A 25,063-nucleotide genomic window follows, 5' to 3' on the forward strand; every position below is an offset into this window, starting at 1 on the left:
TGTCGCTTTTCTATAGAGCGGGCAGTGTAATGGGAAGTATCCGCTACGCGGGCGAAGAGGGGGTGTCATGCGTATTTGTCTTGCCGCGATGTCGGGTCTTGTGTTGGCGCTCGCCTCAAATGCGTATGCGCAGACGCCGGCGCCGGGATTCACGGTTGCGGTAAACCCGCCGCCGTCGCCGGAGGTGGCGCCGATCAGCGCTGAGCAGCAGCGCAACGTGGATCGCCTGCGCGACCGCGCGCTGCAAAGCGATCTGGCTTGGGAGATCGTCGAGGACCTCGTCACCGAAGTCGGACCGCGCTTGGCGGGTTCGCCGGAAGAAGCGCGCGCGCGTGTGTGGGCCGAAGCTATGCTGCGCGCGAACCGCTTCACCGGCGTGCGCACGGACGATTTCACCATTCCGTTCTGGCACGCGCGTCGCCAGGAAGCGTTCATCGTCTCGCCGACGCGTCAGTACATGGTGACGGCCGCATTGGGTGGTTCGCCATCGACGCCGCAAGGCGGGCTCGAAGCTGAGGTGGTGCGTTTTGCCGACATGGCGGCGCTGGAAGCCGCGCCGAATAGCGCCATCGCCGGACGCATCGTGTTCATCGATGAACGCATGACGCGTACGCAGGATGGCTCGGGCTATGGCGCGGCTGTATCGAAGCGCGGGCGCTGCGCGCCAGTGGCGCAAGCGAAAGGCGCGGTGGCGTGCCTTATTCGCTCGGTCGGCACCGATCCGCATCGCTTTGCGCACCAGGGCGGCTCGTCGCGTCAAGCGGAAGGCGCGTCATTGCCTGCCGCCGCGATCTCGCCGGCGGACGCCGATCAACTCGCGCGTCTGATCGCGCGCGGTCCCACGCGCGTGAATCTCAACATCGAAGCCGATATTCGCGACAACGCGCCGTCAGGCAACGTGATCGCCGAAGTGCGTGGCCGTGAGCGTCCGGACGAAATCATTGTGCTCGCGGCGCATTTGGATTCTTGGGATTTGGGGCAGGGCGCGATCGATGACGGCGCCGGCGTCGCAATCATCACCGCCGCCGCGCGCTTGATTCAAGATTTGCCCCGCCGTCCACGTCGCACGATCCGCATTCTGCTGGCGGGCGCCGAAGAGAATGGCGTGCATGGCGGCGCTGCGTATGGCCGCATGCATGCGAACGAAAACCATATCGTCGCCGCGGAGAGCGATTTCGGCGCGGGCCGAATCTATCGTTTCCGCACGCGCTTTGCCGATGCGGCGTTGCCGTATGGTCGCGCGATCCAGCGCCAGCTCGCACCGCTTGGGATCAATATGGGCGACAATGCCGCGACGGGCGGCGCCGACACGGGCGCGTTGCGTGCGGCGGGTGTGCCAGTAGTCGATTTGAGCCAGGATGGTTTGGACTATTTCGACTATCACCACACGGCCGACGACACGCTCGACAAGATCGATCCCGAAGCGCTTCGCCAAAACGTCGCCGCCTGGGCGATCTTTGCGTATCTCGCGGCTGACACGGATTGGGTGTTCCGCGCGGAGGAGTAATGTCGAAATCGGCGGCGGTCGTGCGTCATGGGCAAGAGGAGGGCAGAGAATGCTGAAGCTCTTGAAGACCGTGATGTTCGCTGCGGCGTTGGCGGCTAGCCCGGCGGCGTATGCGCAGACTATTGACAACGCCGCTTGGCTCACGGGGCGCTGGGTTGGCGAAGGACTGGGCGGCGAGCTGGAAGAGGTTTGGTCGCCGCCCGTCGGCGGGCAGATGGTTGGCCATTTCCGGCTCGTACGTGATGGCGCGCCGGTCTTCTATGAAATCATGTTGATCGATGTGGTCGAAGGCGGCGTGCGGATGCGCGTGAAGCACTTCAATCCGGATTTTGTGGGCTGGGAAGAGAAAGATCGTTGGGTGACATTTGAGCCCGTCTCGGCGTCGGAAAACGAACTTGTCTTTTCCAGCCTCAGCATTCAGCGCGAGGGCCCGGACGACATGGTCATGCGACTGCGTATTCGCTATGCGGACGGCCCACGCGAGGAAGTCTTGCGGTTCAGGCGCGCACGGACATGAAATTCGATGATCTTCGCAACGTGCCGCGTCTTGAGACTGAACGTCTCGTGCTGCGCGGTTGGTGCGAGGAGGATTTGGACGGCGGCTTCGCGGCTATGATGGCGGATACGGAAGTCGCACGGTTTCTCACCGGCGATCAGCGCGCGAAATCGCGCGCCGAGGCGTGGCGCGACATGGCGCTGTTCGTCGGGCATTGGGCGCTGCGTGGTTACGGCTTGTTTGCGGTGGAAGAGAAGGCGACCGGCGCATTCGTCGGCCGCGTCGGGGCCTGGCAGCCGGAATGTTGGGTTGGCTTCGAACTCGGCTGGGGGCTGCGCCGAGAATTTTGGGGCAGGGGCTACGCGTTTGAGGCGGCGCGGGCCGCTGGCGATTGGGTGTTCGCGAATTTTCCGTTGGACCACATCGTCAGTTTGATCCACGCGTCGAACTCCCCGTCGCAGAAACTCGCCGAGCGGCTCGGCATGCGTGTTCGCGCCAGCACGTTGCACGCCGGCATGCCGCATGACATTTGGGAGACCACCCGCGCCGACTGGTCTAAAACCAGCCAGCCTCGCGCAATGGCTTGATATTTGGGCGGCTGACAGGCGCCTCGGCGCCACCTTTGAGCGTCAGGACCATTTTGTCGCCGTCGCGTCGGCTGCTCTCGACGGCATCCTTCGCCACCCACCAAGAGCGATGCGTCTGCGCGCCCTCTAGGCCTTCAAGCTCGCCGATCGCGTCGCTCAACCGCATCAGGATGAGATCGCTGCCCTTGGAGGTGTGCAGGCGCAAATAATGATCCTCTGAGGATACCGCATAGATTGCGGCGCCCTTCAGCTTCGCGGGCAGGCGCTCCATGAAGCGGATGGTTGGTGCGGGGGCGCCCGCTGGCGGCGCGTGCGTGACCTTCCCAGGCCAGTTCACGAGAATCATAATCGCGGTCATGGCGATGCAGATCACCAGAACGCTGCCGTAGATTTGCGGAATCAATTCCCAGTCGAAGTCCCGCCCGGTAAGTAGGGAGGTGTAGATCCAGACGATCAGGGTGATCGGCAGGCTGAGCACCACGACCAGCACGCCGCCGAATATCCAGGGGTTCGCGTAGAGCTGCGGGAAGCGACCCATCGCCAAGGTGATCAAGTGTGCGACGCCGCTGCCGCCGACCATGAGCGGCACCCAATAGAGCAGGCGAGTGGCCAGCGGCAGGTGATCCATGCCCAGGGCCCCGACGATCGCCAGAAAGACCCCGGCGCCCGCCGCGATGCCGACATTGCGCAAAGTGCGATGCAAAGGCTCAGGATTTTCAGCCGCATTTGGCGAAGCGTGAGCGGCGGGAGCCGGCGTTTGACGCAAGGGGTCGGTCGGTTCGCGCATGTTCGGGTGCGACGGCTCCAGGATTCGGTCAGGGCTCTAGCAGACCCAAACCGGAGCTTCGACCCTTGGCCCAAGAACAAACTCTATTCCAGCGCGTCCGCCCACACCTTGGTTGGCTTGTGCTGCTCGTTGCGGTGGTGGTGTCGATGTGGCCGATGCGAAACGATGTGGCCAGGTACCTTCAGCACGTCGGCTTCCAACCCCACGCGCCGGAATGGGCGCTCGCGGCGGCGCTCCCGCTTAAGGTTCAAGTCCACATCGTGGCTGCGCTCTCTGCCCTCGCGATCGGAACCATCATCTTGCTCCAGCCCAAGGGCAGCCGCTTTCACAAAACCCTGGGCTGGGCCTGGGTGGTCGCGATGGCGGTGACGGCTGTGTCGAGCCTCTTCATCACCGGCATCAATGGCGACACGTGGTCGTTCATTCATTTGCTGAGCGGTTGGACGATCATTGGCCTGCCGATGGCGATCTACGCCATTCGCAATAGGAAGGTGCAATCGCACCAGCGCGCCATGACCGGCATGTTCGTCGGCGGGCTGATTGTTGCGGGTGCGCTCACGTTTATTCCCGGTCGGTTCTTCTATGCGTTTTTCTTCGGGTAGCATCGCGGATTGGTGAGTTTCGCGCAGGCGCGAACCGGCCTATGTAGCCAGCGTTCCAATGACGAACCTGCTGCGCAACGTCGCCGCTTTGATCGCCGCCGTTACAATCCTGCAATTGGCGGGGGGATTGCTGGGCGTTCGTCTTCCGCTCGCTGTGGCGGAAGATGGCCATTCGCGCACCGCGCTTGGCTTGATTGCGGCGTCGTATTCCGCCGGCTTCATGATGGGCGCGATGATCGCGACGCAGATGCTCGCGCGCGTCGGCCACATCCGCGTCTATGCCGGTAGCGCCGCCGTGTTTGCGGTGTCGACGCTGGCGCTGCATTTCAGCACCGATATTTGGGTCTGGGGCGTCACGCGCATGGCGGCAGGCGTTTCGGTCGCTTTGATGTTTGCCGTGATCGAAAGTTGGCTCGCGCACTCGATCGACACGCGCGTGCGCGGCGAAGTGACGAGCGTGTACATGGTGCTCACCAAGGGCGCGCTCGCGATCGGGCCGTTCTTGGCGTTCAACTACGCTGCTGATGCGCCTGAGCCTTGGATGATTGCCGCATCGCTTGCAGCACTCTCGATGCTGCCGATTTGCTTCACCGCCGCCGAACAACCCGCGCCGCCGAAGGCGCAACCTTTGGCCTTGGTCGAACAATTCGCGACCGCGCCTGCAGCCGTAATCGGCAGCTTTGGGGCAGGGCTGGTGAATGGCGGCGTGCTGGCGCTCGCGCCGCTCTATGCCGCTGCGCACTATGGCGACAACGCCGCGGCGGAGTTTTACTCGGCGGCGTTCGTGGGATCGCTCTTGCTGCAATGGCCGGCGGGCAGATTGTCCGATCGCGTCGATCGACGGCTCGTGATTGCAGGCCTTGCCGTGATAGCCGCGTCGTCTGCATTCGCGCTCGCGATCTGGAGTGGACAATTGCTGCATTGGTCGGCGGCGTTGTTGTTCTTCGTGTGGGGCTCGGGTGCGCTGAGCTTCTACGGTATCGCTGTGGCGCACATGGCCGACCGCGCTGAGCCGGGGCGCTTAGCGCAATCGGCGGCGGGTTTGTTGTTTGTGTGGGCGGCGGGTTCGGTGCTTGGGCCGCTGATCATGGGACCGTTGGTCGATTGGTTCGATGTCGCGGGCATTTTCTGGTTCGCGGGCGCTGCGGCGACCTTCGTGTGCGCGGCGATGTTCTGGCGGCGCACGACGCGCGAGCAATCCACTACCAAGGAAGAGTTCGCGCCGCAGCTCGGCACCTCGGTTTCGGCTGGTGAGATCGCGTATGGCGAGGATAGCGCGCCCGCCGAGGGCGGCGCGATTGCAGGTGTCAACAAACCTAGCTAAGCAACGCGTCGCGGGACGCGCGATCTCCCGCTGACAGGCGCCTCGCCCAAGCATCGCGCGATGCTCTATGGGGTGAGGTATGTCCGGCGCTGCGCCAAACCTTTCGACGCTGTTTCGTGAATCTCTGAAGATCGGCTGTCTCGGCTTTGGCGGGCCGGCGGGACAGATCGCTTTGATGCATCGCGTGTTCGTGGACGAGCACGCCTGGATCGATGACGTGCGCTTCCAGCGCATGCTGGCGTTCTGCATGTTGTTGCCGGGGCCGGAAGCGCAACAGCTTGCGACCTATGTCGGCTGGCGCTTGCGAGGTTGGGCGGGCGCGCTGATTGCGGGCTGGATGTTTGTGCTGCCGGGCGCGTTCGTCGTGTTGGGACTGAGCGCGCTTTACGTCGTATACGGCACGCAGACGCTTGTCGCCGCTGCGTTCGATGGCGTGAAATGCGCTGTTGTGGCGTTGGTGGCGGAGGCTTTGTTCAAAGTTGGCAAGCGCGCGCTGAAAACGCCGCTGGCGTTGTGGATTGCGATCGCGGCGTTTGTGGCGCTGCTGTTCAACGCGCCGTTTCCTTTGGTGATCGTCGTCGCTGCGCTGGTTGGCGCACTCTTACCCTCCCCCTTGCGGGGAGGGCAGGGAGGGGGTGCGAGCGCCAATGCGTCAAACGTCAGCGCTGATACCCCCACTTCCAACTCCTCCTGGCAAGGGGGAGGAGAGTCGCTGAAGCACGCGCTGCTCTGGTTCGCACTCTGGCTCACACCCCCGGCGCTCGTCGCGCTCACGCTCGGCACGGAGCATGTGTTGTTCCAAGTCGCGACGCTGTTCTCGATCCTCGCCTGCGTCACCTTTGGCGGCGCGTACGCGTTGCTGGCGTATCTCACGGCGGAGGCGGTGGCGCGTGGCTGGCTGACGACGGCGCAGATGATTGACGGCCTGGGTCTCGCCGAAACCACGCCGGGCCCGCTGATCTTGGTCAACGAATTCGTGGGCTTCATGGCGGGATGGAGCGCGGCCGGTTGGGGCTTGGCGCTCGCGGGCGCGGCGATGGCGCTTTGGTGCACCTTCGCTCCATCGTTTGTCTGGATCTTCGCTGGCGCGCCGGCGGCTGAGAGGCTGGAGAACAATCGCCGCGCTGCGGGCGCGCTCGCAGCGATTACCGCCGCCGTGCTCGGCGTCATCGCCAAGCTGGCGCTCTTCTTCGCGGCCCACGCGCTCTTCGAGCGGCAGCTGACGCTAGGGCCGGTCGAATTGCCCGATTTGGCCTCGGCTCGGCTGTGGATGGTCGCCCTGGCGGCGGTCGCGACATTGGCCCTGATCCGGTTAAAGGCCAATCTGCTGGCATTGATCGCCGCATGCGCATTGGCGGGGTTGGCGGCGGCGCAAATAGGCCTGTAAGAACGCGGCGACCATTTCGAGGGGCCCCGATGAACATCCACGAATACCAAGGCAAAGCCGTCCTGAAGAGCTTTGGCGCGCCGGTGCCGCGCGGCTTCCCGGCCTTCACGGCTGAGGAGGCGGTGGACGCCGCCGCGAAGCTCGGCGGTTCGGTGTGGGCGGTAAAGAGCCAGATCCACGCGGGCGGCCGCGGTAAGGGCAAGTTCAAGGAAGCGGCGGCGGGCGAGAAGGGCGGCGTGCGTATCGCCTTCAAGCCGGAAGACGTGGGCCTCTTCGCGCAGCAAATGCTCGGCAACACGCTGGTGACGCTGCAGACGGGCGAAGCCGGCCGCGTCGTGAAGCGCATCTACATCGAAGAAGGCATGAAGATCGCGAAGGAATTTTATCTCTCCGCGCTGGTCGATCGTGAAACCGGCCGCGTCGCGTTCGTCGCGTCGGAAGCCGGCGGCATGAACATCGAAGAAGTCGCACACGACACGCCGGACAAAATAACCACTGTGCCGATCGATCCGACGACTGGCCCGAGCGCTGCGGATGCCGCCAAGGTGTCCGGCGCACTCGGCCTCGCGGGCGATCTCGCCGCGCAATGCGCCGATCTGGTCTCGAAGCTCTACGATGCGTTCGTGAAGAGCGACATGAGCATGCTCGAGATCAACCCGCTCATCGTCACCGAAGACAACAAGCTCGTTTGCGCCGATGCGAAGGTGAGCTTTGATCCGAACGCTGGTTTCCGTCACCCTGAATGGGCTGAACTGCGCGACCTCGGCGAAGAGGACGAAAAAGAAATCGAAGCCTCAAAGTACGACCTCGCTTACATCGCGCTCGATGGCGACATTGGCTGCATGGTCAATGGCGCGGGCCTGGCGATGGCGACGATGGACATCATCAAGCTGTTCGGTTCAGAGCCGGCCAACTTCCTCGATGTCGGCGGCGGCGCGTCGAAAGAGAAAGTGACGGCGGCGTTCAAGATCATCACCGCAGACCCGAAGGTGAAGGGCATCCTGGTCAACATCTTCGGCGGCATCATGAAGTGCGATGTCATCGCCGAAGGCGTGATTGCCGCGGTGAAGGAAGTCGGCCTCGCCGTGCCGCTCGTCGTGCGCCTCGAAGGCACCAACGTCGAACTCGGTAAGAAGATCATCAACGAAAGCGGCCTGAACGTTATCAGCGCGGATGATCTGGAGGATGCGGCGCGGAAGATCGTGAAGGCGGTTAAGGGCTAATCTGTGTTGCTTCTCGCCCTCGCTGCTTTGCTGCCGGGGGCGCTTGGCGCGCTGATTGCCAGCGACAAGCGTCTGAGAGGGTGGGGCGCGATATTGAGCTTCGCCCCTTTGATTGGCGGTGTCTTCTTTATGCTGTCGCCGCCCTTCCTCGGTTTCTTTCAAGGTGCGTCAGGCGCCTTCGCGGTCGCGTCGTTTCTTGTCCCGACGCTCAGTGCATTGCTCGGGTTCGCCTTCGTACGCCTGACTCGGTCAGAGCCGCGCGTTTGAATGGCGCGTCAATTCATCGACGCGTAATTGGTTCCACCGCGCGGAGTGCTATGGTTCCCGAACAACGAGGAGAAACGCCATGATCGGTTACGTTACGCTTGGCACCAATGATCTCGAACGCGGCGCGAAATTTTATGATGCGATCGCCAAGGAGCTTGGCACAGGGCGCATGATGGAATGGCCGGGCGCAATTGCCTGGGGCACGCCGGGCGGCGGCGCGGGCATCGGTCTCACAAAGCCGTTCGACGGCAACGCCGCGAGCGTCGGCAACGGCGTGATGGTGGCGCTCGAGTGCAAAGACAAAGAGCAAATCCAGCGCGTCTATGACATCGCGCTCGCCAATGGCGGATCCTGCGAAGGCAAGCCCGGCCCGCGCGGCGACGGCGGCTTCTACGCTGCCTATTTCCGCGATCCGGACGGCAACAAGCTCAACGCCTTCATCATGGGCTGAGCGCGGTGCGCAGCGCTGGCGTTAAGCCAGCGTTGCGCTCGCGAACGCGGCTTCGATGTCCGGCAACAGGTGTGCGTAATAATGCTCGCGCGGGGCCAGATAGAGCATCAAATTGAGCTTATCGTCCGACCTGCGCGCGGCGAGCGCCGCACCGCCTATGTCGAGACCGGCTTGCGTACGCGTTGAAAGGTCGAAACGTACGCCCGGCAGCGCGCCGAAATTCTGCGGCCGCAGCGCGCTTGCTTCCGGCGCTTGGAATTCGACCGCGACGCAATCGGTGATGAATTCCACGATCTCCGTATCGCCCATGTCCGCGCGATAGGTGGGGCGGGGCGTGTCGCGATCGGCTGGACGCACGAGCGAGCCGCCAGGCTCGATCGTCGCCAGATAGAGACGATTGAGCATCGGCCCATCGATGGAGAGCAAGCGAACGCCCGGCGGGCGCGGCATCATGTAATTGGTGAGATCGGACCACGGCCGTTGCAGCGTCACGCTGAACGCGTCGTTGGCCGTGTATGCGCCTTGCGGCACGAGCACGGAGGTCGCGCAGCTGCTGAGTGCCGCGCCGCCGGCGGCCACGCCCCAAAGTGCCGCGCGCCGCGTAAGTGTGAAGCTCATTGAACCTCTCCCGTCTGAGCATTGATCTGCGTGAGCCGCGCTTCGACCAAAGCGCGGTCTTCCGCGTTGGGCGCGCGCTCTAGATACGTTGTGAAGTGCGCGACAGCCTCGGCTTGGCGGCCATCGCGCGCAGCGAATTCGCCAAGCTCCCGCCAAGCGGCCGCGGGCGCGTCTGGATGCGTGATCGCGTTCGCATAATGCTGGAGCGCGGTGGCGCGATCGCCTTCGGCGCGGCGCAGACGGCAAATCTCGCCGCGATAATATTCGATCACGCCAAGGTCTTCGCCATGCTGTGCGAGGTGATCGAGCAGGTGCTTGGTCTGGCCGTAATCGCGGCGACGGAGGTCGGCGCGCAGCCAGTCGTCAAGAAAGGGGCGAATGATCGCACGATAGCGTTCGCGATGCGTTTCACCCGAGCCGCTGTGCGCTGCCGCGCGTTCCGTGAGCGCCTCCACACGATCCGAGGAGAGGGGGTGGGTGCTGAAGATGCTGCCGCGCGTTTCGCGGCGACGCGTGTCGGGATTATCTGAGGCTGCGGTTTCGCCGATCAGATAGGTCCAGATGCGTTCGCCGGCGGTGGGATCGTAATTGGCGGCGACCGCGTGGTTGAAGCCGACATTGTCGGCCTCGGCTTCATTCTCACGGGAAAAGCCGAAGAGCGAAGCGATGGTGCCGAGATAGACGGCGTCGACTGCGACGCGTGTGACGTCTGAAATGGACGACGCCGAGTTGGGCGAGTTGACAGCCGCCGCTGTACCGGCCGCCGCAATCACCACGCTCGCGATCATGGCGCCATTGGCGCGTGCGCGCGTTGCACGTAGTGCTTCGAGCGAATGCCGCTCGCCATAATGCGCGGTTTCGTGGCCAAGCACGAACGCGAGCTGCGCCTCGTCTTCAGCGCGCAGCAAGAGCCCCGACCACACTTCCATGTAGCCGTTCGGGGCCATCGACGCGTTAAAGAACGGCCGGTTCATGATGTAGAGCCGGATATCGCCACAATATTCGGCGGCGACCCGGCAGGCGACGTCGCGCACATAGGCGTTCAAGGCGGCGTCAGTCTCAAGTTGACCAGACGCGCGTGCTTGCAGCTCGGCGCGATCGGAGACGCCCCACAATCCGCCTTCATCCGTCGAGGAGTCCGGTCGCGTGCGCGACGGTGGCGGTGGGGCGGGGGCCGTTTCGACCGTCGCTGCGGTTGGTTGCGCTTCAACGAGCGGTGGCGTTTCTTGCGCAAACGCGAGAGTCGCCGCCGCCATCAGAAATGTGCTGGCGAGCGCGAGGCGTTTCATAGCGGCGCGTCCCGCATCAATGTTTCGGCCAATGACGCCGCGCCTTCGATTTCGCGCATGTCTTGGTTCGGCGACGCGGTGACAACGTTGAACCAAATCACGTTGCCGGTGCGCAGATCGACGAGCGACGCGAAGGCCTGTTGCCCGCCAAGCGGCACGCCGACGCCAAGAATGGCCAAGCCGACCATCGCGGCGACGCGGCCTGCGCTGGCGTATGACCCGCGCGCCGTCACGAAGAGGGCGTAGTCGGCGTTGTATGTCGTTGCGAGTTCTTGGACGCCTTCGCCGAGCGTCCAGGTGAAATCGTCGTCGCGTGTCGGCACGCTGTAGAAGCCGTAATTGATGGCGAGGATCGAGGTGCCGACCGCGTCGTGCAGGCGGATAACTTGGCCGACGCGGCCTTCCATCGCCGTCGTTGGATCAAGCGAGGACGTGGTGTGGCTTTGCGCTTGGATGAGAGTGGCGACGGCGGTCGTGAGATTGTCGCGCCCGGAGACGGACCAATCCTCGCGAGGCTCCTGCAGGCCGGCCGCTGTCAGGACTGAAAGCTGCACGTCGGGCGTCATCACGAGGATACGGGAATTGTCGGCCGGGCGCTGGAACTCCCCTTCGAATGTGCGCGGCGCGGATGTCGCGCATGCCGTGACGGCGACGAGCATCGCAAGCGCGGCGAGCGCGCGGACCTGTTTCAGCATTTTCCCCTCCCGCCGGCGGCGATCTGCGCCACCGCACCCATGGGGACCGTAGATTGTTCCCAAAGTGAGTCTAGCCGCGAAACGAGAATCTCGGAGCGCCGCTTTTGTGGTGATGCGCGCGGTCGCGTTTCTGGCTGAAAATGGAGCAGGGGCGACGTTCGGGCAGGGTTTGCAAGATTTCGCGGCTGCGTTATGCCGCTGGCCGCATTCTCGATTTTTCCAGCGCCACGGGGGCCGCTTAGCTCATGTCCATTCTGATCAACGCCGCCACGCGCGTCATCTGCCAGGGCTTTACCGGCAAGAACGGCACGTTCCACTCGGAACAGGCCATCGCCTACGGCACCAAGATGACGGGCGGCGTGTCGCCGGGCAAAGCGGGGACGACGCATCTGGGCTTGCCGGTGTTCGCAAGTGTCGCTGAAGCCAAGGAAAAAGCGGGCGCCGACGCCACGGTGATCTATGTGCCGCCGCCAGGCGCGGCCGCCGCAATCGAGGAAGCGATCGACGCGGAAATTCCGCTCATCATCTGCATCACCGAAGGCATCCCGGTGCTCGACATGGTGCGGGTGAAGGCGAAGCTGGAAAAGTCGAAGTCGCGCCTGATCGGCCCGAACTGCCCCGGCGTTTTGACCCCGAACGAGTGCAAGATCGGCATTATGCCGGGTTCGATTTTCTCAAAGGGCAAGGTGGGCGTGCTCTCGCGCTCCGGCACTTTGACCTACGAGGCGGTGTTCCAGACGACGAACGAGGGCTTGGGCCAGACCACGGCCGTCGGCATCGGCGGCGACCCGGTGAAGGGCACCGAGTTCATTGATATGCTGGAACTTTTCCTGGCCGACCCGGAAACGACGTCGATCATTATGATCGGTGAAATTGGCGGTTCAGCCGAAGAAGACGCCGCGCAATTCTTGGCCGACGAAAAGAAGAAGGGCCGCTGGAAGCCGACCGTTGGCTTCATCGCGGGCCGCACGGCGCCTCCAGGCCGCCGCATGGGCCATGCCGGCGCGATCATTTCGGGCGGCAAGGGCGATGCAGAATCCAAGATCGCGGCGATGGAAGCCGCCGGTATCAAGGTCGCGCCGCACCCGGCAGCGCTTGGCCGCACCATGACGGAACTGCTCAAAGGCTAGGCTGCGGCAAGCGTTCCACCAGCGCAGGCCTTCAATCCTCCAGCGACGCACTTTAGAAGAGGCGCGCTTGCGAACGCGCGCCTATATCCTTGCTGCGTTTCGCGAAATTCCGAGAGGTCCAGCGCACCCATGGCGGACGACGCCCGTAGCTTGCCGAACACAGCCATGCTCGAGACGAGTTTCCTCGATGCGGCCAACGCCACGTTCGTGGAGCGCATGTACGAGAAATATTTGAACGACCCGAATTCGGTCGATCAATCTTGGCGCAATTTCTTCTCGCAACTGCGCGACGATCCGAATTCCATTCGCAAAGCCGTGTCTGGTCCGGCTTGGTATCGCCCTGAATTAGCGCAGCCGCAGACGACGGAAACGACGGCGCTGCTCGACGGCAATTGGGCGGGCCTCGCCGCTAAGCTTGAACAGAAAGTCGCCGCGCGTTTGCCGGCCGGCGCTTCGCAACAAGACGTGCAAAAAGCTGCGCGCGATTCCGTGCGTGCGCTGATGATGATCCGCGCCTATCGCACGCGTGGTCACTTGGCCGCGACGCTTGATCCGCTCGGCATCGAAGTGCGCCCGCCGACGCCAGAGCTCGATCCGGCCAATCACGGCTTCGGCCCGAACGATTTGGATCGGCCGATCTTCATCGACGGCGTGCTCGGTCTGCAGACCGCCACCGTCAATGAGATGCTGGCGATCCTGAAGCGTACCTATTGCTCGACCGTCGGCGTCGAGTTCATGCACATTTCGGACCCGGCAGAGAAGGCCTGGCTGCAGGAGCGCATCGAAGGACCGGACAAGCAGATCGCGTTCACTGCTGAAGGTAAGCGCGCGATCCTGAAGAAGCTGATCGAAGGCGAGAGCTTCGAAAAGTTCGTGCACAAGCGCCATCCTGGCACCAAGCGCTTCGGCCTCGATGGCGGCGAGGCGATGATCCCGGCGCTGGAGCAGATTATCAAACGCGGCGGCGCCATGGGTGTCGAAGAGATCATCCTCGGCATGGCGCACCGCGGCCGCTTGAACGTGCTCGCCGCTGTGATGGGCAAGCCGTACCAGGCCATCTTCCACGAATTCCAAGGCGGCTCGGCCACACCGGATGATGTGTTGGGCTCGGGCGACGTGAAGTATCACCTCGGCGCCTCAAGCGATCGCAGCTTCGACGGCAACAATGTGCACCTCTCGCTGACGGCGAACCCGTCGCACCTTGAGATCGTCAATCCGGTCGTGCTCGGCAAAGCGCGCGCAAAGCAAGCCAAGCGCGCGACATGGACTGAAGACGCCGAGGCGCTGCACAAATTGCGCTCGCGCGTAATGCCGTTGCTCATTCACGGCGATGCAGCGTTCGCGGGGCAGGGCGTTGTGGCCGAGTGCTTCGCGCTCTCCGGTTTGCGCGGGTATCGCACCGGCGGCACGATGCACTTCATCATCAACAACCAGATTGGCTTCACGACAGCGCCGCACTATTCGCGCTCGTCGCCGTATCCGTCTGACGTTGCGCTGATGGTGCAGGCGCCGATCTTCCACGTGAATGGCGACGATCCGGAAGCCGTCGTGTTCGCGGCGAAGGTGGCGACCGAGTATCGCCAGATCTTCGGCAAGGACGTCGTCATCGACATGTTCTGCTATCGCCGCTTCGGCCACAACGAGGGCGACGATCCGACGATGACGCAGCCGATCATGTATCGGAAGGTGCGCGACCAGAAGACGACGCTTGAGATCTATACAAGCCGTCTGGTGAGCGAAGGCGTCGTGAGCCAAGAAGAGGTCGACGCTTGGAACAACGAGTTCAATTCATTCCTCGACGTTGAGTTCGACGCGGGCAAGGCTTTCAAGGTCAACAAGGCTGATTGGCTCGATGGCGATTGGGCTGGTTTCTCCACACCGAAGGATGATGATCGTCGTGGCGCTACGGATGCGCGCACCGATCGCCTCCGCGAGCTGGGCCGCGCGATCACAAAAATTCCGCGCGATTTCGACATGCACAAGACGGTGCAACGCGTTGTCGAAACACGCCGCAAAGCGATCGATGACGGTCACGGCGTTGATTGGGCGCTGGCCGAGCACCTCGCGTTTGCGACGCTGCTCGACGAAGGCTTCAATGTTCGCTTGAGCGGCCAGGATTCCTGCCGCGGCACGTTTAGCCAACGTCACTCGCACTTCATCGATCAAACGACGGAAGAGCGCTACACGCCGCTCAATAATATCCGTCCCGGCCAAGCGCATTACGAAGTCATCGACTCGCTGCTGTCGGAAGAGGCGGTGCTTGGTTTCGAGTACGGCTACACGCTGGCCGATCCGAAGACGCTGACGCTCTGGGAGGCGCAATTCGGCGATTTCGTGAACGGCGCGCAGGTCGTGATCGACCAATTCATCAGCTCGGGCGAACGCAAATGGCTGCGTATGTCCGGTCTCGTGATGCTCTTGCCGCACGGCTATGAAGGGCAGGGGCCGGAGCACAGTTCCGCGCGCATCGAACGCTTCCTGCAGCAATGCGCGGAAGACAACATGCAGGTCGTCAATTGCACGACGCCGGCGAATTATTTCCATGTGCTGCGTCGTCAGCTGCATCGCGAATTCCGCAAGCCGCTGATTGTGTTCACGCCGAAATCGCTGCTGCGTCACAAGAAGGCGATCTCGTCGCTCTCTGAGATGGCGGAAGGCACGTCGTTTCACCGTGTGCTGTGGGATGACGCGCAACTGCACAATGGCGCGACCACAATTCAGCTGAAGGGCGATAGCGAAATCCGCCGGGTCGTCATGTGCTCGGGCAAGGTCTATTATGATCTGCTCGACGAGCGCGAGAAGCGCGGCCTGGATGACGTTTACATCCTGCGCCTCGAACAATTTTATCCTTGGCCGATGAAGTCGGTGATGACGGAGCTGCAACGCTTCCCGAACGCTGAGCTCGTCTGGTGCCAGGAGGAGCCTAAAAACATGGGCGGCTGGACCTTCGTCGATCCGTGGATCGAGCTCACGCTCGAAAAGCTCGACGTCGCCGCCAAGCGCGCGCGTTACGCCGGCCGTCCGGCCAGCGCATCGACGGCCGCGGGCCTGATGTCCAAGCATTTGAAGGAATTGGAAGCGCTGCTTGAAGCGGCGTTGGGGTGATTTTTGGCGCGTCGCGCTCTAAGTGAGCGCTGAAGCGAGGAGCTAGAGAGTTTCGATGACCGATATCGTTGTGCCGACCTTGGGCGAGAGCGTGAGCGAAGCGACCGTCGCCAAGTGGTTGAAGAAAGCCGGCGACAGCGTGAAGAAGGACGAGACGCTGGTCGAACTCGAAACCGATAAGGTCTCGGTTGAAGTTTCTGCGCCAGAAGCCGGCGTTCTGGGCGAGATCGTCGCCAATGAAGGCGACACGGTTGGCATTGGCGCGTTGCTCGGCCGCATGGGCGCTGCTGGCGCGCAACCGGCCGCCGCCGCGCCGAAAGATGAAGCGCCGAAGCCGGCTGCAGCGCCAACGCCCGCACAACCCGCAGCAAGCGCTGGCGTCAAGCAAGCGCCGCCGTCGGTGCAGCGCATTGCGTCGGAAGCTGGCGTCGACGTTTCCGGCCTGAGCGGCAGCGGAAAGGGTGGTCGTCTCACCAAGTCCGACGCGCTCTCGATCATCGAGAATCGTGCGGGCTCCGCGCAGCCCGCAGCGCCGCAGCAAACTTTGGTTGCGCGTCCGGTCGGTGAGCGCGAAGAGCGCGTGAAGATGACGCGTCTGCGTCAGACCATCGCCCGTCGCCTGAAGGAAGCGCAGAACGCGGCGGCGATGCTGACGACGTTCAACGAGGCCGATATGTCGGCGATCATGGCGGCGCGCAACAAGTACAAGGATAATTTCGAGCGTAAGCACGGCGTGAAGCTCGGCTTCATGAGCTTCTTCGTGAAGGCGTGCGTCGCGGCGCTGAAGGAAATCCCGAACGTCAACGCCGAGATCGACGGCGACAGCATCATCTACAAGAATTTCTACGATATCGGCATCGCCGTCGGCACCGACCGCGGCCTGGTCGTGCCGGTGATCCGGGAAGCTGATCGCAAATCGATGGCCGAGATCGAACAGGAGATCGGCGAGCTCGGCGTCAAGGCGCGTGACGGCCATCTGAAGCTGGAAGATCTGCAGGGCGCGACGTTCACGATCTCGAATGGCGGCGTTTATGGCTCGCTCATGTCCACGCCGATTTTGAATGCGCCGCAATCGGGCATTCTCGGCATGCACAAGATCCAGGATCGCCCGGTCGTCGTCGACAAGCAGATCGTGATCCGCCCGATGATGTATCTGGCGCTGAGCTATGATCACCGCATCGTCGACGGCAAGGAGGCCGTCACGTTTCTCGTGCGCGTGAAGGAAGGTTTGGAAGATCCCGAGCGCATGCTGCTCGATCTCTGAGCATCACATCGCAAGCTGCGCTTCGTTGCGCGCGTATGTGTTGGCGCGTGCAGCTGAGGCGCGGCGATAGCGGGCTTCGAGGCGGGCATCTTCTGCGTCGAGCTTTGCTTGCAGCTTGGCTTCGCGCGCGTGGGCTTCTTCAAGCGCGGCGGCGATGCGTGCGAAGTATTGGCCCATAGGAACGAGGCCGTTGGTCTCGCTGCGTGCGCGCAGTTTCGTCACTTGCATGGGCAATCTCCAGATCACCCGCCCGCATCTATAACTTTTAGTCACGCGCTGGGTTGCGCGTTTCGCACGCGGATCATTGGGGGTAACTATTTCTCCTTGTGCAGGACCGTGAGCGCTAGGCACGCGGCGGCGATGAGCGTGATCGCCAGCATCGCATAGGCGAGGGGGCCGAAATCATCGAAGAAGCTCTCGAGGTTTCCGGCTTGCGCGAGTGGCACCAGCGAATAGCCGGCTGACAAGCCCCATGCGCCCGATAGCAAGCGCAAGCCGCCCGACATTTTGCGCAGCGTGCGGAAACCAGCGAGCAGCAACAGTGCCCCGATCAAGATCATGGCGAAGATGCCGATCTCCAGCTCGAAGCCCAAAACGGCGACGCCGATCAGCAGGACACCCATCGCCAGCGCCGCGATCCCGCTCGTCTTGCCCATCCACATCATGCCGTTTCCCTCCACCGGCGCAGGCTAAGCGCGCCACTCGCCCATTAGAAGAGCCTGACTCGAAAGGCTTTCTCGGACTCCATTGGCGCATGCGCGCCGCCGCGTATAGATTGCGCCCGCGCTCGGGGGAGCGAGGGGATAGGGGAACGTCATGACGTTCATTCTGCGCTGGCCAGCCATTCTGGTGCTCTTGGCTTTGGTGCTGCTGTGCTTCGCGGGCGCGCTGGGCGCTGCGGGCGTGATTGCGGATTTCCAGGCGCCGGCAAGCGGCGTGTCGCAAGTCGATGGTCAGGTCGTCGAGGCGCAGGCCGCGGCGGCGCAATCGGCGGCCGGCGCGAGCTGGCTCGATGTCGGGCTTTTGGCCGGCGCGGGACTTTTCTTCCTGGTCGCAGCCGTGCGCCTCATGCGCCGGACGCAAGGCTTCTGGGTTTGGCTGCTCGGCTTTGCCCTGTTTGGCGGTCGCTGGGCTTGGCAGCAGCAGCAAAGCGGTGGGCTCGTCGCGACGGTGCAGGGCATCGATGTCAGCGCCTACACGCAGCCGCAGGCGGTGATCGCCGATATCGGCTCGCCGGAATCGCAGATCGCGCTGCTCGCGATCATCCTGATCGTCGGTCTGTTCGTGTTCATCGTGGACGCGGCCGATCGCGCGTACTGGGATAAGCAAGGCGCCTGATCTAGGAGGACGCCCGTCCATTTTCGCGGATTGATCACGCTGGGGCACATCCATATGTTCCGGCAATAATTTCACGCGCGCCGAATGCTGCGCCTCGCCTCCATTGGAGCTTTCATGTCGTATGATCTCGTCATCATCGGGGGCGGCCCCGGCGGATACAATTGCGCTATCCGCGCAGGCCAATTGGGGCTGAAGACCGCGATTATCGAGAGCCGCGGCAAGCTCGGTGGAACCTGCCTCAACGTGGGCTGCATCCCGTCGAAAGCGCTGCTGCACGCCAGCGAGTATTTCGAAGCCGCGGCGAAGACGTTCCCGTCGATGGGCATCAAGGTGAGCGGCGTATCGCTCGATCTGCCGCAAATGCTGAAGCAAAAGGAAGACGCGGTCGAAGGCCTCACAAAGGGCGTCGAGTTCCTGATGCGCAAGCACAAGGTCGATTACGTCAAAGGCTTTGGCCGCATCACTGGCGCGGGCCGCGTTGAGGTGAAGGGCGCTGATGGCGCGACGCAAACGCTGGAGACGAAGAACATCGTCATTGCGACGGGGTCGGAGCCGATGGGCTTGCCGGGCGTAACGATCGACGAGGAGAGCGTTGTCACATCAACGGGCGCGCTTTCGTTGCAGCGTGTGCCGGGCAAGATGATCGTGATCGGCGCAGGCGTGATCGGGCTGGAGCTTGGCTCGGTGTGGCGCCGCCTCGGCGCGGAAGTCACCGTGGTCGAATTCCTCGATAAGATCACGCCAACGATGGACAACGAAATCTCCACGGCGTTCCTGAAGATCCTCAAGAAGCAGGGCATGAAGTTCGAGCTCGGCCATAAGGTCACGGGCGCTGAGAAAACAGGTGGCGGTCTGCTCGTGTCGATCGAACCGGCGCAAGGTGGCGCCGCGCGCACTTTGGAAGCCGACGTCGTGCTCGTCGCCATTGGTCGCAAGCCGTTCACGGATGGTCTGGGTCTCGAAACTGTCGGCGTTGCGGCCGACAAACGCGGCTTCATCGAAACCGATCACTTCAAAACCAATGTCGCCGGCATTTACGCCATCGGCGATTGCACGCATGGGCCGATGTTGGCGCACAAAGCGGAAGAGGAGGGCATCGCCGTCGCCCAAATCATCGCAGGCCTTTGGGGCCACGTGAACGCCGATATCATCCCGAGCGTGATCTACACCGATCCCGAAGTCGCCAGCGTCGGCAAAACCGAGGAAGAGCTGAAGTCCGCAGGCGTTGAGTACAAGGTCGGCAAATTCCCGATGATGGCCAATTCGCGCGCACGCACGAACCACGAGACCGACGGCATGGTCAAAGTGCTGGAAGACGTCGCCAGCAAGCGCGTCGTCGGCGTGCACATGATTGGCGCGGGCGTGGGCGAGATGATCGGCGAAGTCTGCGTTGCGATGGAATTCGGCGCCGCCGCCGAAGACATCGCCCGCACCTGCCACGCGCACCCGACCATGAGCGAAGCCGTCCGCGAAGCGGCGAAGGGCGTCGATGGCTGGGTGATGCAGGCCTGATCCGCCACCAGAACATCGCCCTGTGGATATTGCAGAATGCTCACTTTGCCGTGAGCACTTCCTGCGTTTTCCTGATCCCCGTAGCGAGCGAGGGGAGAACGGGTCTTGCTGATTTTGAGCACGGGGCGCTTGGCGCTCTTGGCGTTGGATCACGAATTGGCGGCGTTGCAAGCCGGCAGCCGCACGGCGTTCTTCAATGCGATCGCGGTGACGCACGAGCCAGTGTGGCCGCCGGCGCCATTTGAACCGGGCGCGCTCGAATGGGCTGCAAGCCACCTCGCGCACGATCCCGAAGGGCAGGGCTGGTACGGCTGGGCTTTGCTCGCGAACGAAGGCGAACGCGCGCCGCCGCGCTTGGTTGGCATCGCCGCTTTGATTGGCCGTCCTGATGATGATGGCGATGTCGAACTTGCGTTCGGCCTGCTGCCGGAATTCCGCGGCCGTGGCTATGGCGGTGAAACTGTGGGCGCGCTTGCGACTTGGGCTTTCGCCAACGGCGCGCGCCGCGTGATTGCGCATCTGGACGCCGAAGATTCCGGCGCGGCGCATACCTTGGCGCGCGTTGGCTTCGCGGATACGCGCGAGCAGCCTTATCCGGGTGTTGCGCGTTGGGCGCTTAGCGCCGCGGCTTAGTTCGCGGCTTCACCTTCGCCGCCGATCGCCCCTTGAATGGCCGCATGCGTGGCGCATTGCACCAATGCGTCACGCGTTGTCGCATCGATGTTTGACGCGCTCTCGGCGGCGGCTTCGACGCTGCGGCCTTCAAGCGTTTCGCGCGCGACGGTTGTTATAGCGGTGACGTGCTCTTCCGTGATCTCAGAGCCGAGGCGTTCTTGCACGCAGCCGCAGAACGCTTCGGATTGCCCCGCCAACACGCAGGCCGTGCGCGTGTCGACTGCGCCGCGCGCGGTGTCCATCACTTGGCCGCCAATATCGGCGGCCTGTTGCTTGGCTTCTTCCAGATTGCTGGGGACGTCACAGGCGCTCAGCAAAGCTAGTGCGGCGAGGGCAGTCAGAACTCTCATGGTGAGCAAGGTGGCGGCCCGCGCGTGTTCCCGCAAGCGGTCACTCCGCCGCGCCTAAGAGCGATTGGATGCGGTTGAGATAGGCGATCCAGGCGTTGCGGCCTTGCTTGGTGAGATGCACCAAAGTCAGCGGCTTCTTATTCTCGAACTTTTTCTCGATGCGCACGTACTTGGCTTCCTCCAGCTTCGAGAGATGCGTGGAGAGGTTGCCGTCCGTTGCATTGACCTTGGCCTTCAGTTCCACGAACGGAGCGGGGGAGACGGTGGAGAGATACGCCATGATCCCCAGCCGCAAGCGACCGTGGATCACGTCGTCAATCTCGGTGTGATCGAACAAGGACACGGGCGTTCACACGATCGCGGAGGGTTCGCGCTTGAGCAGGAGAATGCCCGGCCACGCCAGTGCGAGCAGGCTGCCAATCGCCGCGTAGAGATAGGCCCAATTCTCATTGGCGAAGAGGCAGAGCGCCAGCGCAATACTCGCCGAAAGCCACGCGAACCGACGCATCCAAACTTGCAGCGAAAGTGTCGCAACGGCGAACATGGCCGCGCCGAAGATCGCGAACGCAGCGCCGAAGATAGCGTTTGGCGCTGTCGAATCGTTGGTGATGATCATCCGCGCAAGCGATCCCGCCACAATGACGAAGATCGCGACAGTCGCGCCGCTCCAGATGGCGCGCTCGGCGCGCACGCCAATCGTCGAACATCCTGGTTTTTCGCGAACACGCTGGTGCAGCGCAAACATGCCTATGCCGGCGGCCATTCCGTACACAGCCCAAATCAGCGCGAAGGTCAGGCCGTTCAACACAGGCAAGCGCTCGGTCAAAGCGGCCCAGTGGGCGATGTACGCGATCGCGTTCAGGATGCCCCAGAACGTCAGATAAGAGCCGCCCAGCAAAGGCGCTTGCCGACCTTCTTCAGCGAGGGCGCGGGCGTAGGCGATGTCGGAGATCAATTCTTCACGGGTCATTGGCTGCATCCAGAGAACTTTGAAAAACAAAGTATGATGGGGTTGGCCGTTCGTCAAGCGGCATCCAATGCCGGGGGAGGGCGCATCTAAATGCCCATGAAAGCACTTCTCGCCCGACTTACGTCCGCCTTGGCTCTCGCCGCGTGCACCCACGCGCCGCCGCCCGCCGCCCAGCTCTTCCATTATGTGCGCACGAACAGCGATGGCTCGCTGCCGGAGCAGATCTGGGTTTATCGCCCGAACGACACGCGCGTGGAGGTGGTCAAGATCGTGCAGCGCTGTCGCCGCGCCGCGTATGTGACGAGTGATCTCGATCTCGCGCGCAATCAGCCGCGTGCGCTTGTTGGCGGGCGGCTTGCACGGGATGGTTCGCAGGAGCCGTTTGCTTGGCTGGACTACGATCGGCAAACGCGCTCGCTCGCGGCGCGGATACCTTCGGCGCAACTCAATGCGGATATCACCATCCAACACGAGCCCTGGCGCATCTATGATTTCGATCTCTCCGAGTTAACGGCGCTTAACGCGGGTCGCCCAGCGCCACGCGCGGACTTCGTGTTCAACGTCGTGCTGATCTGGCCGGAGGAGGGCGCGGAGAATCCGCTGCGTGATCTCGGCCTCGTCAACGCGCGTTTCGTTGGAGTGGAGGAGCACGCGGGCGTCAGTGCTGTGAACTATGCGGTCAGCGGTGGTCTGAATGGTGATCTTTGGCTTGATGCGCGCAGCGGCCACGTCGTCGAGGCTCGCTTCAACGAGCCCAATCACCTCGAGTATCGCGATTTTCGCTTGGTATTGCAGAGCGTCACGCGCGATGCGGCCGATGAATGGCGCGAAGTTCGTCTCGCGCATTGGAGAGACTGTCCCGAAAATGAATAAATCCGCAACGCGGTCAGCGTGCGGATCTTCGGAAGCGTCAGCGGGGAAGGGGAGAGCTGCGTTTGCAGCGTCAAATCAGCGTTTTCGGCAATAGCGGCAAAGGCGACGGCGTTCGAAGCGGGAGCGAGGGGAACGTATCACCGGAGAACGCATGTGATCCTTTGTGTGATCGATGATCCTAAACGGCGAAGGGGGCGCTCGTCAGCGCCCCCCTGCCTTTGCGTCTATTAGACGGCAGCCGCAGCAGCCTTCATCGGCTTGCGAGCGACCTTGCGGGTCGTCTTGCGGGCGGTCTTCTTCGCAGCCTTGCGAACCGTCTTGCGGGCCGGCTTCTTCGCAGCCTTGCGCACGACCTTCTTCGCCGACTTCTTGGCAGCCTTGCGGACGGTCTTCTTCGCAGTCTTGCGAACCGTCTTCTTGGCGGCCTTACGAACGACCTTCTTCGCCGGCTTCTTAGCAGCGGCCTTCTTTACCTTCTTAGCCATTTTCATTTCCTCATCTTTACTAGTGTTGGTACTGGGTTGGATGGGAGTTGTTTGACTCTCCGGGGATTTTTCTGACGCAATTTGGTTTGCAAGTAGTTTCCGCAAGCACTCGCGCGATTTTTTCTGTCAAGCGATTTTTTGATTGCGCGAACACTCGATGATTTCTCTGCGCGCCTTGAAAACAAAGGCGATGAGCGTTGTTGCGCCACGCAAAAAACGTCACGCGCGCGGATGTGCGCGACGATACAGCTGCAAAATTTTTTTCGCTTCGACGCTCGCATACGTCTGAGTCGTCGATAGCGATTCGTGTCCGAGCAGGTCTTGGATGGCGCGCAGATCGCCGCCGTTCGCGAGCAAATGTGTTGCGAAGGCATGCCGAAGCGCGTGTGGCGTGGCGCTCGAAGGCAATCCCAAACGCCCGCGCAGGCGCTGCATCAGGTCTTGCGCCATGCGCGGAGAGAGCGCGCCGCCGCGTATCGCGCGGAAGAGTGGGGCGTCTTCGGTCAGCGCATAAGGGCATAGCTCCGTATAGCGTTCGACGGCCTGACGTGCGGCGGGAAGCAGCGGGACGATACGCTCTTTGCCGCCTTTGCCGAGTACGCGCAGCATCTCTGGCAAGGGCAGATCACCGCCCGTGAGCGCCAGTGCTTCGCTAATGCGAAGGCCAGCGGCGTAGAGCAGAGTGATCAAAGCCGCATCGCGCGCGCCTACCCATTCTTGGCTTGCCGTGTCGCTGGCTTCGACGATCAGATCACGCGCAGCGCCTTCGGAGACGGGGCGCGGCAAGGGCCGCTTAAGCTTTGGCCCACGCACCAAAGCAAGCCGCGCATTGGCCACACCATGACGGCGTTCGAGATAACGATAGAAGCTGCGGATCGCGGCGAGCGCGCGCGAAATCGAGCGATCGGCGAGCGCGTCAGGCCCCTGACGGCGATGCGCGAGATAGGCGCGCAGATCGCGCGGCTCTAATTGCGCGAGATCTTGGGCGGATGGCTCACCGCCCAAATGGCCTTGCAAAAAGCCCAGAAACGCTGCGACGTCGCGCTCGTACGCTTCAACTGAATTCGCTGCGAAGCGCCGCTCATCGCGCAGATGCGCGATCCAGGTTTGGAGGAGAGTGGCGGCGTGCATGGGCGTGATTGAACGGCGCCCGCGTCAATATCTCGTCAACGTCTCGGCGCGAGGTGCGCGAGCCAGTACTCATAGTGATAGTGCAGGCGCCCGTCGGTGAGCGCGTATTTGGGTTGATGCCGACGCCCCTCGTGGTGGAGCAGATCGCTCGGCAGCACCCAAGGGCTCACCCGCGTGCGTCGCGCGATCGCCATCTGCTCGGCGAAGGCCACGCGCGTCCGCATTGAGATGGGCAGACCAAAGTCCGCCGCCGGGTAGAAGCCATCCTCGAGGCGCCCAGCGAGCGTACGGATGAAGGCGTCGCGGGCGGTGGGTTCATGCGCATGGGTCGCGACGTCACCCGGCGCGCCCTTGCACATTATATAAAGGGCCGTCGCGCGGTCGCAGACGCGTTGCGCCGTGATCCATTCCAGCTCGGCAGTACCGTTACGCCAATGCCAGCTCAATGCGATCTCGTGCCAATCGTCAGGGGCCATCTGCGCGATGAGGCTGAGCCGGCTATAGCCGCTGATGTCGAGCGGTGTGGCGAGGCATTCGTTCCAACGCTTGTAATGGTCGATGCGGGCCGCCTCGGCTTCCGCCTGCGCCGTCAATTCGGTCGCCACGGCTGCGCGTGTCTGCAGCAGATGCTCGCGGAAGTCGGGGTCGTCGCGCCACAGTGAGAGCTGAAACTCGAAGGCTTCGACCTTCTCAAAGCAGGTCACGTAAGCAGAGTTCACGCGTCGCAGATCGAGATCGCGCAGCGAGCGCAGATTGCCGTTGGCGACAATCGTATCGACGAGCGCGCGATAGTGCTGGTGTTGCGGCGGGACGGGTTCGTCCGGATATGCGCCGGCATATTGCTCGTAGAGGCTGCACAGCACGCGCGCCGGCGCGCCCTCGGGCGCGTAGGTCGTAAACAGGTGGTCGTGGTCGGCGTGGGACGCCGGCGACCCCATCATGCGAGAGATCAATTTCGCCAACACAGCGCGTCAAAACTGCGCGTCCGTGCCTAACA

General features: G+C 62.9%; 27 protein-coding genes. 15 read left to right on the plus strand and 12 right to left on the minus strand.

Translation table 11 applies throughout. From position 1 onward, the window contains the following. Nucleotides 1–67 precede the first annotated feature (67 nt). From EPJ54_RS12285 to EPJ54_RS12295, 3 genes are read left to right on the plus strand one after another with little or no spacing between them, the layout of a single operon-like run. On the plus strand, nucleotides 68–1,507 hold the full coding sequence (locus EPJ54_RS12285; protein WP_135211999.1) for a M28 family peptidase: 1,440 nt from the start codon (nucleotides 68–70) through the stop codon (nucleotides 1,505–1,507). Between the two features lie 49 nt (nucleotides 1,508–1,556). Then, nucleotides 1,557–2,024: a DUF6265 family protein gene (locus tag EPJ54_RS12290; protein WP_135212000.1), complete on the plus strand. Its 468-nt coding sequence runs from the start codon at nucleotides 1,557–1,559 to the stop codon at nucleotides 2,022–2,024. Continuing rightward, nucleotides 2,021–2,590, plus strand: coding sequence for a GNAT family N-acetyltransferase (locus EPJ54_RS12295; RefSeq protein ID WP_135212001.1), 570 nt, complete (start codon nucleotides 2,021–2,023; stop codon nucleotides 2,588–2,590). The genes EPJ54_RS12290 and EPJ54_RS12295 overlap by 4 nt, the downstream gene beginning before the upstream one ends. On the opposite strand, the gene EPJ54_RS12300 is transcribed toward EPJ54_RS12295, so the two are convergent. Then, nucleotides 2,559–3,281, minus strand: coding sequence for a LytTR family DNA-binding domain-containing protein (locus tag EPJ54_RS12300; protein WP_239590898.1), 723 nt, complete (start codon nucleotides 3,279–3,281; stop codon nucleotides 2,559–2,561). The genes EPJ54_RS12295 and EPJ54_RS12300 overlap by 32 nt on opposite strands. 161 nt (nucleotides 3,282–3,442) lie before the next feature. Between EPJ54_RS12300 and EPJ54_RS12305 the strand changes: the two genes are divergently transcribed. The 5 genes from EPJ54_RS12305 (at nucleotide 3,443) to EPJ54_RS12325 (ending at nucleotide 8,631) form a co-directional block, all read left to right on the plus strand. Then, nucleotides 3,443–3,979: a DUF2306 domain-containing protein gene (locus EPJ54_RS12305; protein WP_239590899.1), complete on the plus strand. Its 537-nt coding sequence runs from the start codon at nucleotides 3,443–3,445 to the stop codon at nucleotides 3,977–3,979. Between the two features lie 58 nt (nucleotides 3,980–4,037). Continuing rightward, nucleotides 4,038–5,303, plus strand: coding sequence for an MFS transporter (locus EPJ54_RS12310; protein ID WP_135212003.1), 1,266 nt, complete (start codon nucleotides 4,038–4,040; stop codon nucleotides 5,301–5,303). A 79-nt stretch (nucleotides 5,304–5,382) separates the two neighbouring features. Next, the gene (gene chrA / locus EPJ54_RS12315; RefSeq protein WP_135212004.1) at nucleotides 5,383–6,690 is read left to right on the plus strand and encodes a chromate transporter; all 1,308 of its coding nucleotides are present in this window, start codon (nucleotides 5,383–5,385) and stop codon (nucleotides 6,688–6,690) included. 29 nt (nucleotides 6,691–6,719) lie between these two features. Next, the gene (gene sucC, locus EPJ54_RS12320; RefSeq protein ID WP_135212005.1) at nucleotides 6,720–7,913 is read left to right on the plus strand and encodes an ADP-forming succinate--CoA ligase subunit beta; all 1,194 of its coding nucleotides are present in this window, start codon (nucleotides 6,720–6,722) and stop codon (nucleotides 7,911–7,913) included. 346 nt (nucleotides 7,914–8,259) lie between these two features. Then, a complete protein-coding gene (locus tag EPJ54_RS12325; RefSeq protein WP_135212006.1) occupies nucleotides 8,260–8,631 on the plus strand; it encodes a VOC family protein in 372 nt (123 codons plus the stop codon). Between the two features lie 21 nt (nucleotides 8,632–8,652). Here EPJ54_RS12325 and EPJ54_RS12330 read toward each other — a convergent pair whose 3' ends face one another. From EPJ54_RS12330 to EPJ54_RS12340, 3 genes are read right to left on the minus strand one after another with little or no spacing between them, the layout of a single operon-like run. Continuing rightward, nucleotides 8,653–9,249, minus strand: a complete 597-nt coding sequence (locus tag EPJ54_RS12330) for a hypothetical protein (protein ID WP_135212007.1) — start codon at nucleotides 9,247–9,249, stop codon at nucleotides 8,653–8,655. Further along, nucleotides 9,246–10,538 carry a M48 family metalloprotease gene (locus EPJ54_RS12335; protein ID WP_135212008.1) on the minus strand — a complete coding sequence of 431 codons (1,293 nt, stop codon included), beginning with the start codon at nucleotides 10,536–10,538 and terminating at the stop codon, nucleotides 9,246–9,248. Before EPJ54_RS12335 ends, EPJ54_RS12330 begins: the two co-directional genes overlap by 4 nt. Next, nucleotides 10,535–11,233 carry a hypothetical protein gene (locus EPJ54_RS12340; RefSeq protein ID WP_135212009.1) on the minus strand — a complete coding sequence of 233 codons (699 nt, stop codon included), beginning with the start codon at nucleotides 11,231–11,233 and terminating at the stop codon, nucleotides 10,535–10,537. The genes EPJ54_RS12335 and EPJ54_RS12340 overlap by 4 nt, the downstream gene beginning before the upstream one ends. 245 nt (nucleotides 11,234–11,478) lie before the next feature. On the opposite strand from EPJ54_RS12340, the gene sucD reads away from it, so the two are divergent. The 3 genes from sucD (at nucleotide 11,479) to odhB (ending at nucleotide 16,732) form a co-directional block, all read left to right on the plus strand. Then, nucleotides 11,479–12,363, plus strand: a complete 885-nt coding sequence (gene sucD / locus EPJ54_RS12345) for a succinate--CoA ligase subunit alpha (protein WP_135212010.1) — start codon at nucleotides 11,479–11,481, stop codon at nucleotides 12,361–12,363. A gap of 129 nt (nucleotides 12,364–12,492) precedes the next feature. Next, nucleotides 12,493–15,468 carry a 2-oxoglutarate dehydrogenase E1 component gene (locus tag EPJ54_RS12350; protein WP_135212011.1) on the plus strand — a complete coding sequence of 992 codons (2,976 nt, stop codon included), beginning with the start codon at nucleotides 12,493–12,495 and terminating at the stop codon, nucleotides 15,466–15,468. Nucleotides 15,469–15,523: 55 nt separating this feature from the next. After that, complete coding sequence (odhB, locus tag EPJ54_RS12355; protein ID WP_135212012.1) at nucleotides 15,524–16,732, plus strand: 2-oxoglutarate dehydrogenase complex dihydrolipoyllysine-residue succinyltransferase; 1,209 nt, start codon at nucleotides 15,524–15,526, stop codon at nucleotides 16,730–16,732. A 3-nt stretch (nucleotides 16,733–16,735) separates the two neighbouring features. Here the strand turns inward: odhB and EPJ54_RS12360 are convergent, their stop codons facing one another. Together EPJ54_RS12360 and EPJ54_RS12365 are read right to left on the minus strand one after the other, a co-directional pair. Beyond that, entirely contained in the window at nucleotides 16,736–16,960 is a 225-nt protein-coding gene (locus EPJ54_RS12360) for a hypothetical protein (RefSeq protein ID WP_135212013.1), read from the minus strand. Between the two features lie 86 nt (nucleotides 16,961–17,046). Then, nucleotides 17,047–17,397, minus strand: a complete 351-nt coding sequence (locus EPJ54_RS12365; RefSeq protein ID WP_135212014.1) for a hypothetical protein — start codon at nucleotides 17,395–17,397, stop codon at nucleotides 17,047–17,049. Nucleotides 17,398–17,548: 151 nt separating this feature from the next. Here EPJ54_RS12365 and EPJ54_RS12370 point away from each other — a divergent pair, with 151 nt between their 5' ends. The 3 genes from EPJ54_RS12370 to EPJ54_RS12380 all read left to right on the plus strand — a co-directional run bounded on the left by EPJ54_RS12370 (nucleotide 17,549) and on the right by EPJ54_RS12380 (nucleotide 20,215). Then, entirely contained in the window at nucleotides 17,549–18,070 is a 522-nt protein-coding gene (locus EPJ54_RS12370) for a hypothetical protein (protein WP_135212015.1), read from the plus strand. Between the two features lie 114 nt (nucleotides 18,071–18,184). Beyond that, the gene (lpdA, locus tag EPJ54_RS12375; RefSeq protein WP_135212016.1) at nucleotides 18,185–19,582 is read left to right on the plus strand and encodes a dihydrolipoyl dehydrogenase; all 1,398 of its coding nucleotides are present in this window, start codon (nucleotides 18,185–18,187) and stop codon (nucleotides 19,580–19,582) included. A gap of 105 nt (nucleotides 19,583–19,687) precedes the next feature. Further along, nucleotides 19,688–20,215 carry a GNAT family N-acetyltransferase gene (locus tag EPJ54_RS12380; RefSeq protein WP_135212017.1) on the plus strand — a complete coding sequence of 176 codons (528 nt, stop codon included), beginning with the start codon at nucleotides 19,688–19,690 and terminating at the stop codon, nucleotides 20,213–20,215. Here the strand turns inward: EPJ54_RS12380 and EPJ54_RS12385 are convergent. Genes EPJ54_RS12385 through EPJ54_RS12395 form a run of 3 tightly spaced genes read right to left on the minus strand, consistent with a single transcriptional unit; the run spans nucleotide 20,212 to nucleotide 21,577 of the window. Next, on the minus strand, nucleotides 20,212–20,643 hold the full coding sequence (locus EPJ54_RS12385) for a hypothetical protein (protein ID WP_135212018.1): 432 nt from the start codon (nucleotides 20,641–20,643) through the stop codon (nucleotides 20,212–20,214). The genes EPJ54_RS12380 and EPJ54_RS12385 overlap by 4 nt on opposite strands. A gap of 4 nt (nucleotides 20,644–20,647) precedes the next feature. Further along, a complete protein-coding gene (locus EPJ54_RS12390; protein WP_135212019.1) occupies nucleotides 20,648–20,950 on the minus strand; it encodes a winged helix-turn-helix domain-containing protein in 303 nt (100 codons plus the stop codon). A gap of 6 nt (nucleotides 20,951–20,956) precedes the next feature. Next, on the minus strand, nucleotides 20,957–21,577 hold the full coding sequence (locus EPJ54_RS12395) for a hypothetical protein (protein ID WP_135212020.1): 621 nt from the start codon (nucleotides 21,575–21,577) through the stop codon (nucleotides 20,957–20,959). Between the two features lie 96 nt (nucleotides 21,578–21,673). Here EPJ54_RS12395 and EPJ54_RS12400 point away from each other — a divergent pair, with 96 nt between their 5' ends. Beyond that, nucleotides 21,674–22,450 carry a hypothetical protein gene (locus EPJ54_RS12400; RefSeq protein WP_167755704.1) on the plus strand — a complete coding sequence of 259 codons (777 nt, stop codon included), beginning with the start codon at nucleotides 21,674–21,676 and terminating at the stop codon, nucleotides 22,448–22,450. Between the two features lie 227 nt (nucleotides 22,451–22,677). On the opposite strand, the gene EPJ54_RS20070 is transcribed toward EPJ54_RS12400, so the two are convergent. The 3 genes from EPJ54_RS20070 to EPJ54_RS12415 form a co-directional block, all read right to left on the minus strand. Further along, complete coding sequence (locus EPJ54_RS20070; protein WP_239590900.1) at nucleotides 22,678–22,935, minus strand: hypothetical protein; 258 nt, start codon at nucleotides 22,933–22,935, stop codon at nucleotides 22,678–22,680. A gap of 219 nt (nucleotides 22,936–23,154) precedes the next feature. Next, nucleotides 23,155–24,066 (minus strand): tyrosine recombinase XerC, encoded by a 912-nt coding sequence (locus EPJ54_RS12410; RefSeq protein ID WP_135212022.1) that lies wholly within the window; start codon nucleotides 24,064–24,066, stop codon nucleotides 23,155–23,157. A gap of 35 nt (nucleotides 24,067–24,101) precedes the next feature. After that, the gene (locus EPJ54_RS12415; RefSeq protein WP_135212023.1) at nucleotides 24,102–25,007 is read right to left on the minus strand and encodes a hypothetical protein; all 906 of its coding nucleotides are present in this window, start codon (nucleotides 25,005–25,007) and stop codon (nucleotides 24,102–24,104) included. Nucleotides 25,008–25,063: the final 56 nt, after the last annotated feature.

Origin of the sequence: Vitreimonas flagellata (genome assembly GCF_004634425.1) — a bacterium.
Taxonomy (GTDB): Bacteria; Pseudomonadota; Alphaproteobacteria; order Caulobacterales; family Aquidulcibacteraceae; genus Vitreimonas; species Vitreimonas flagellata.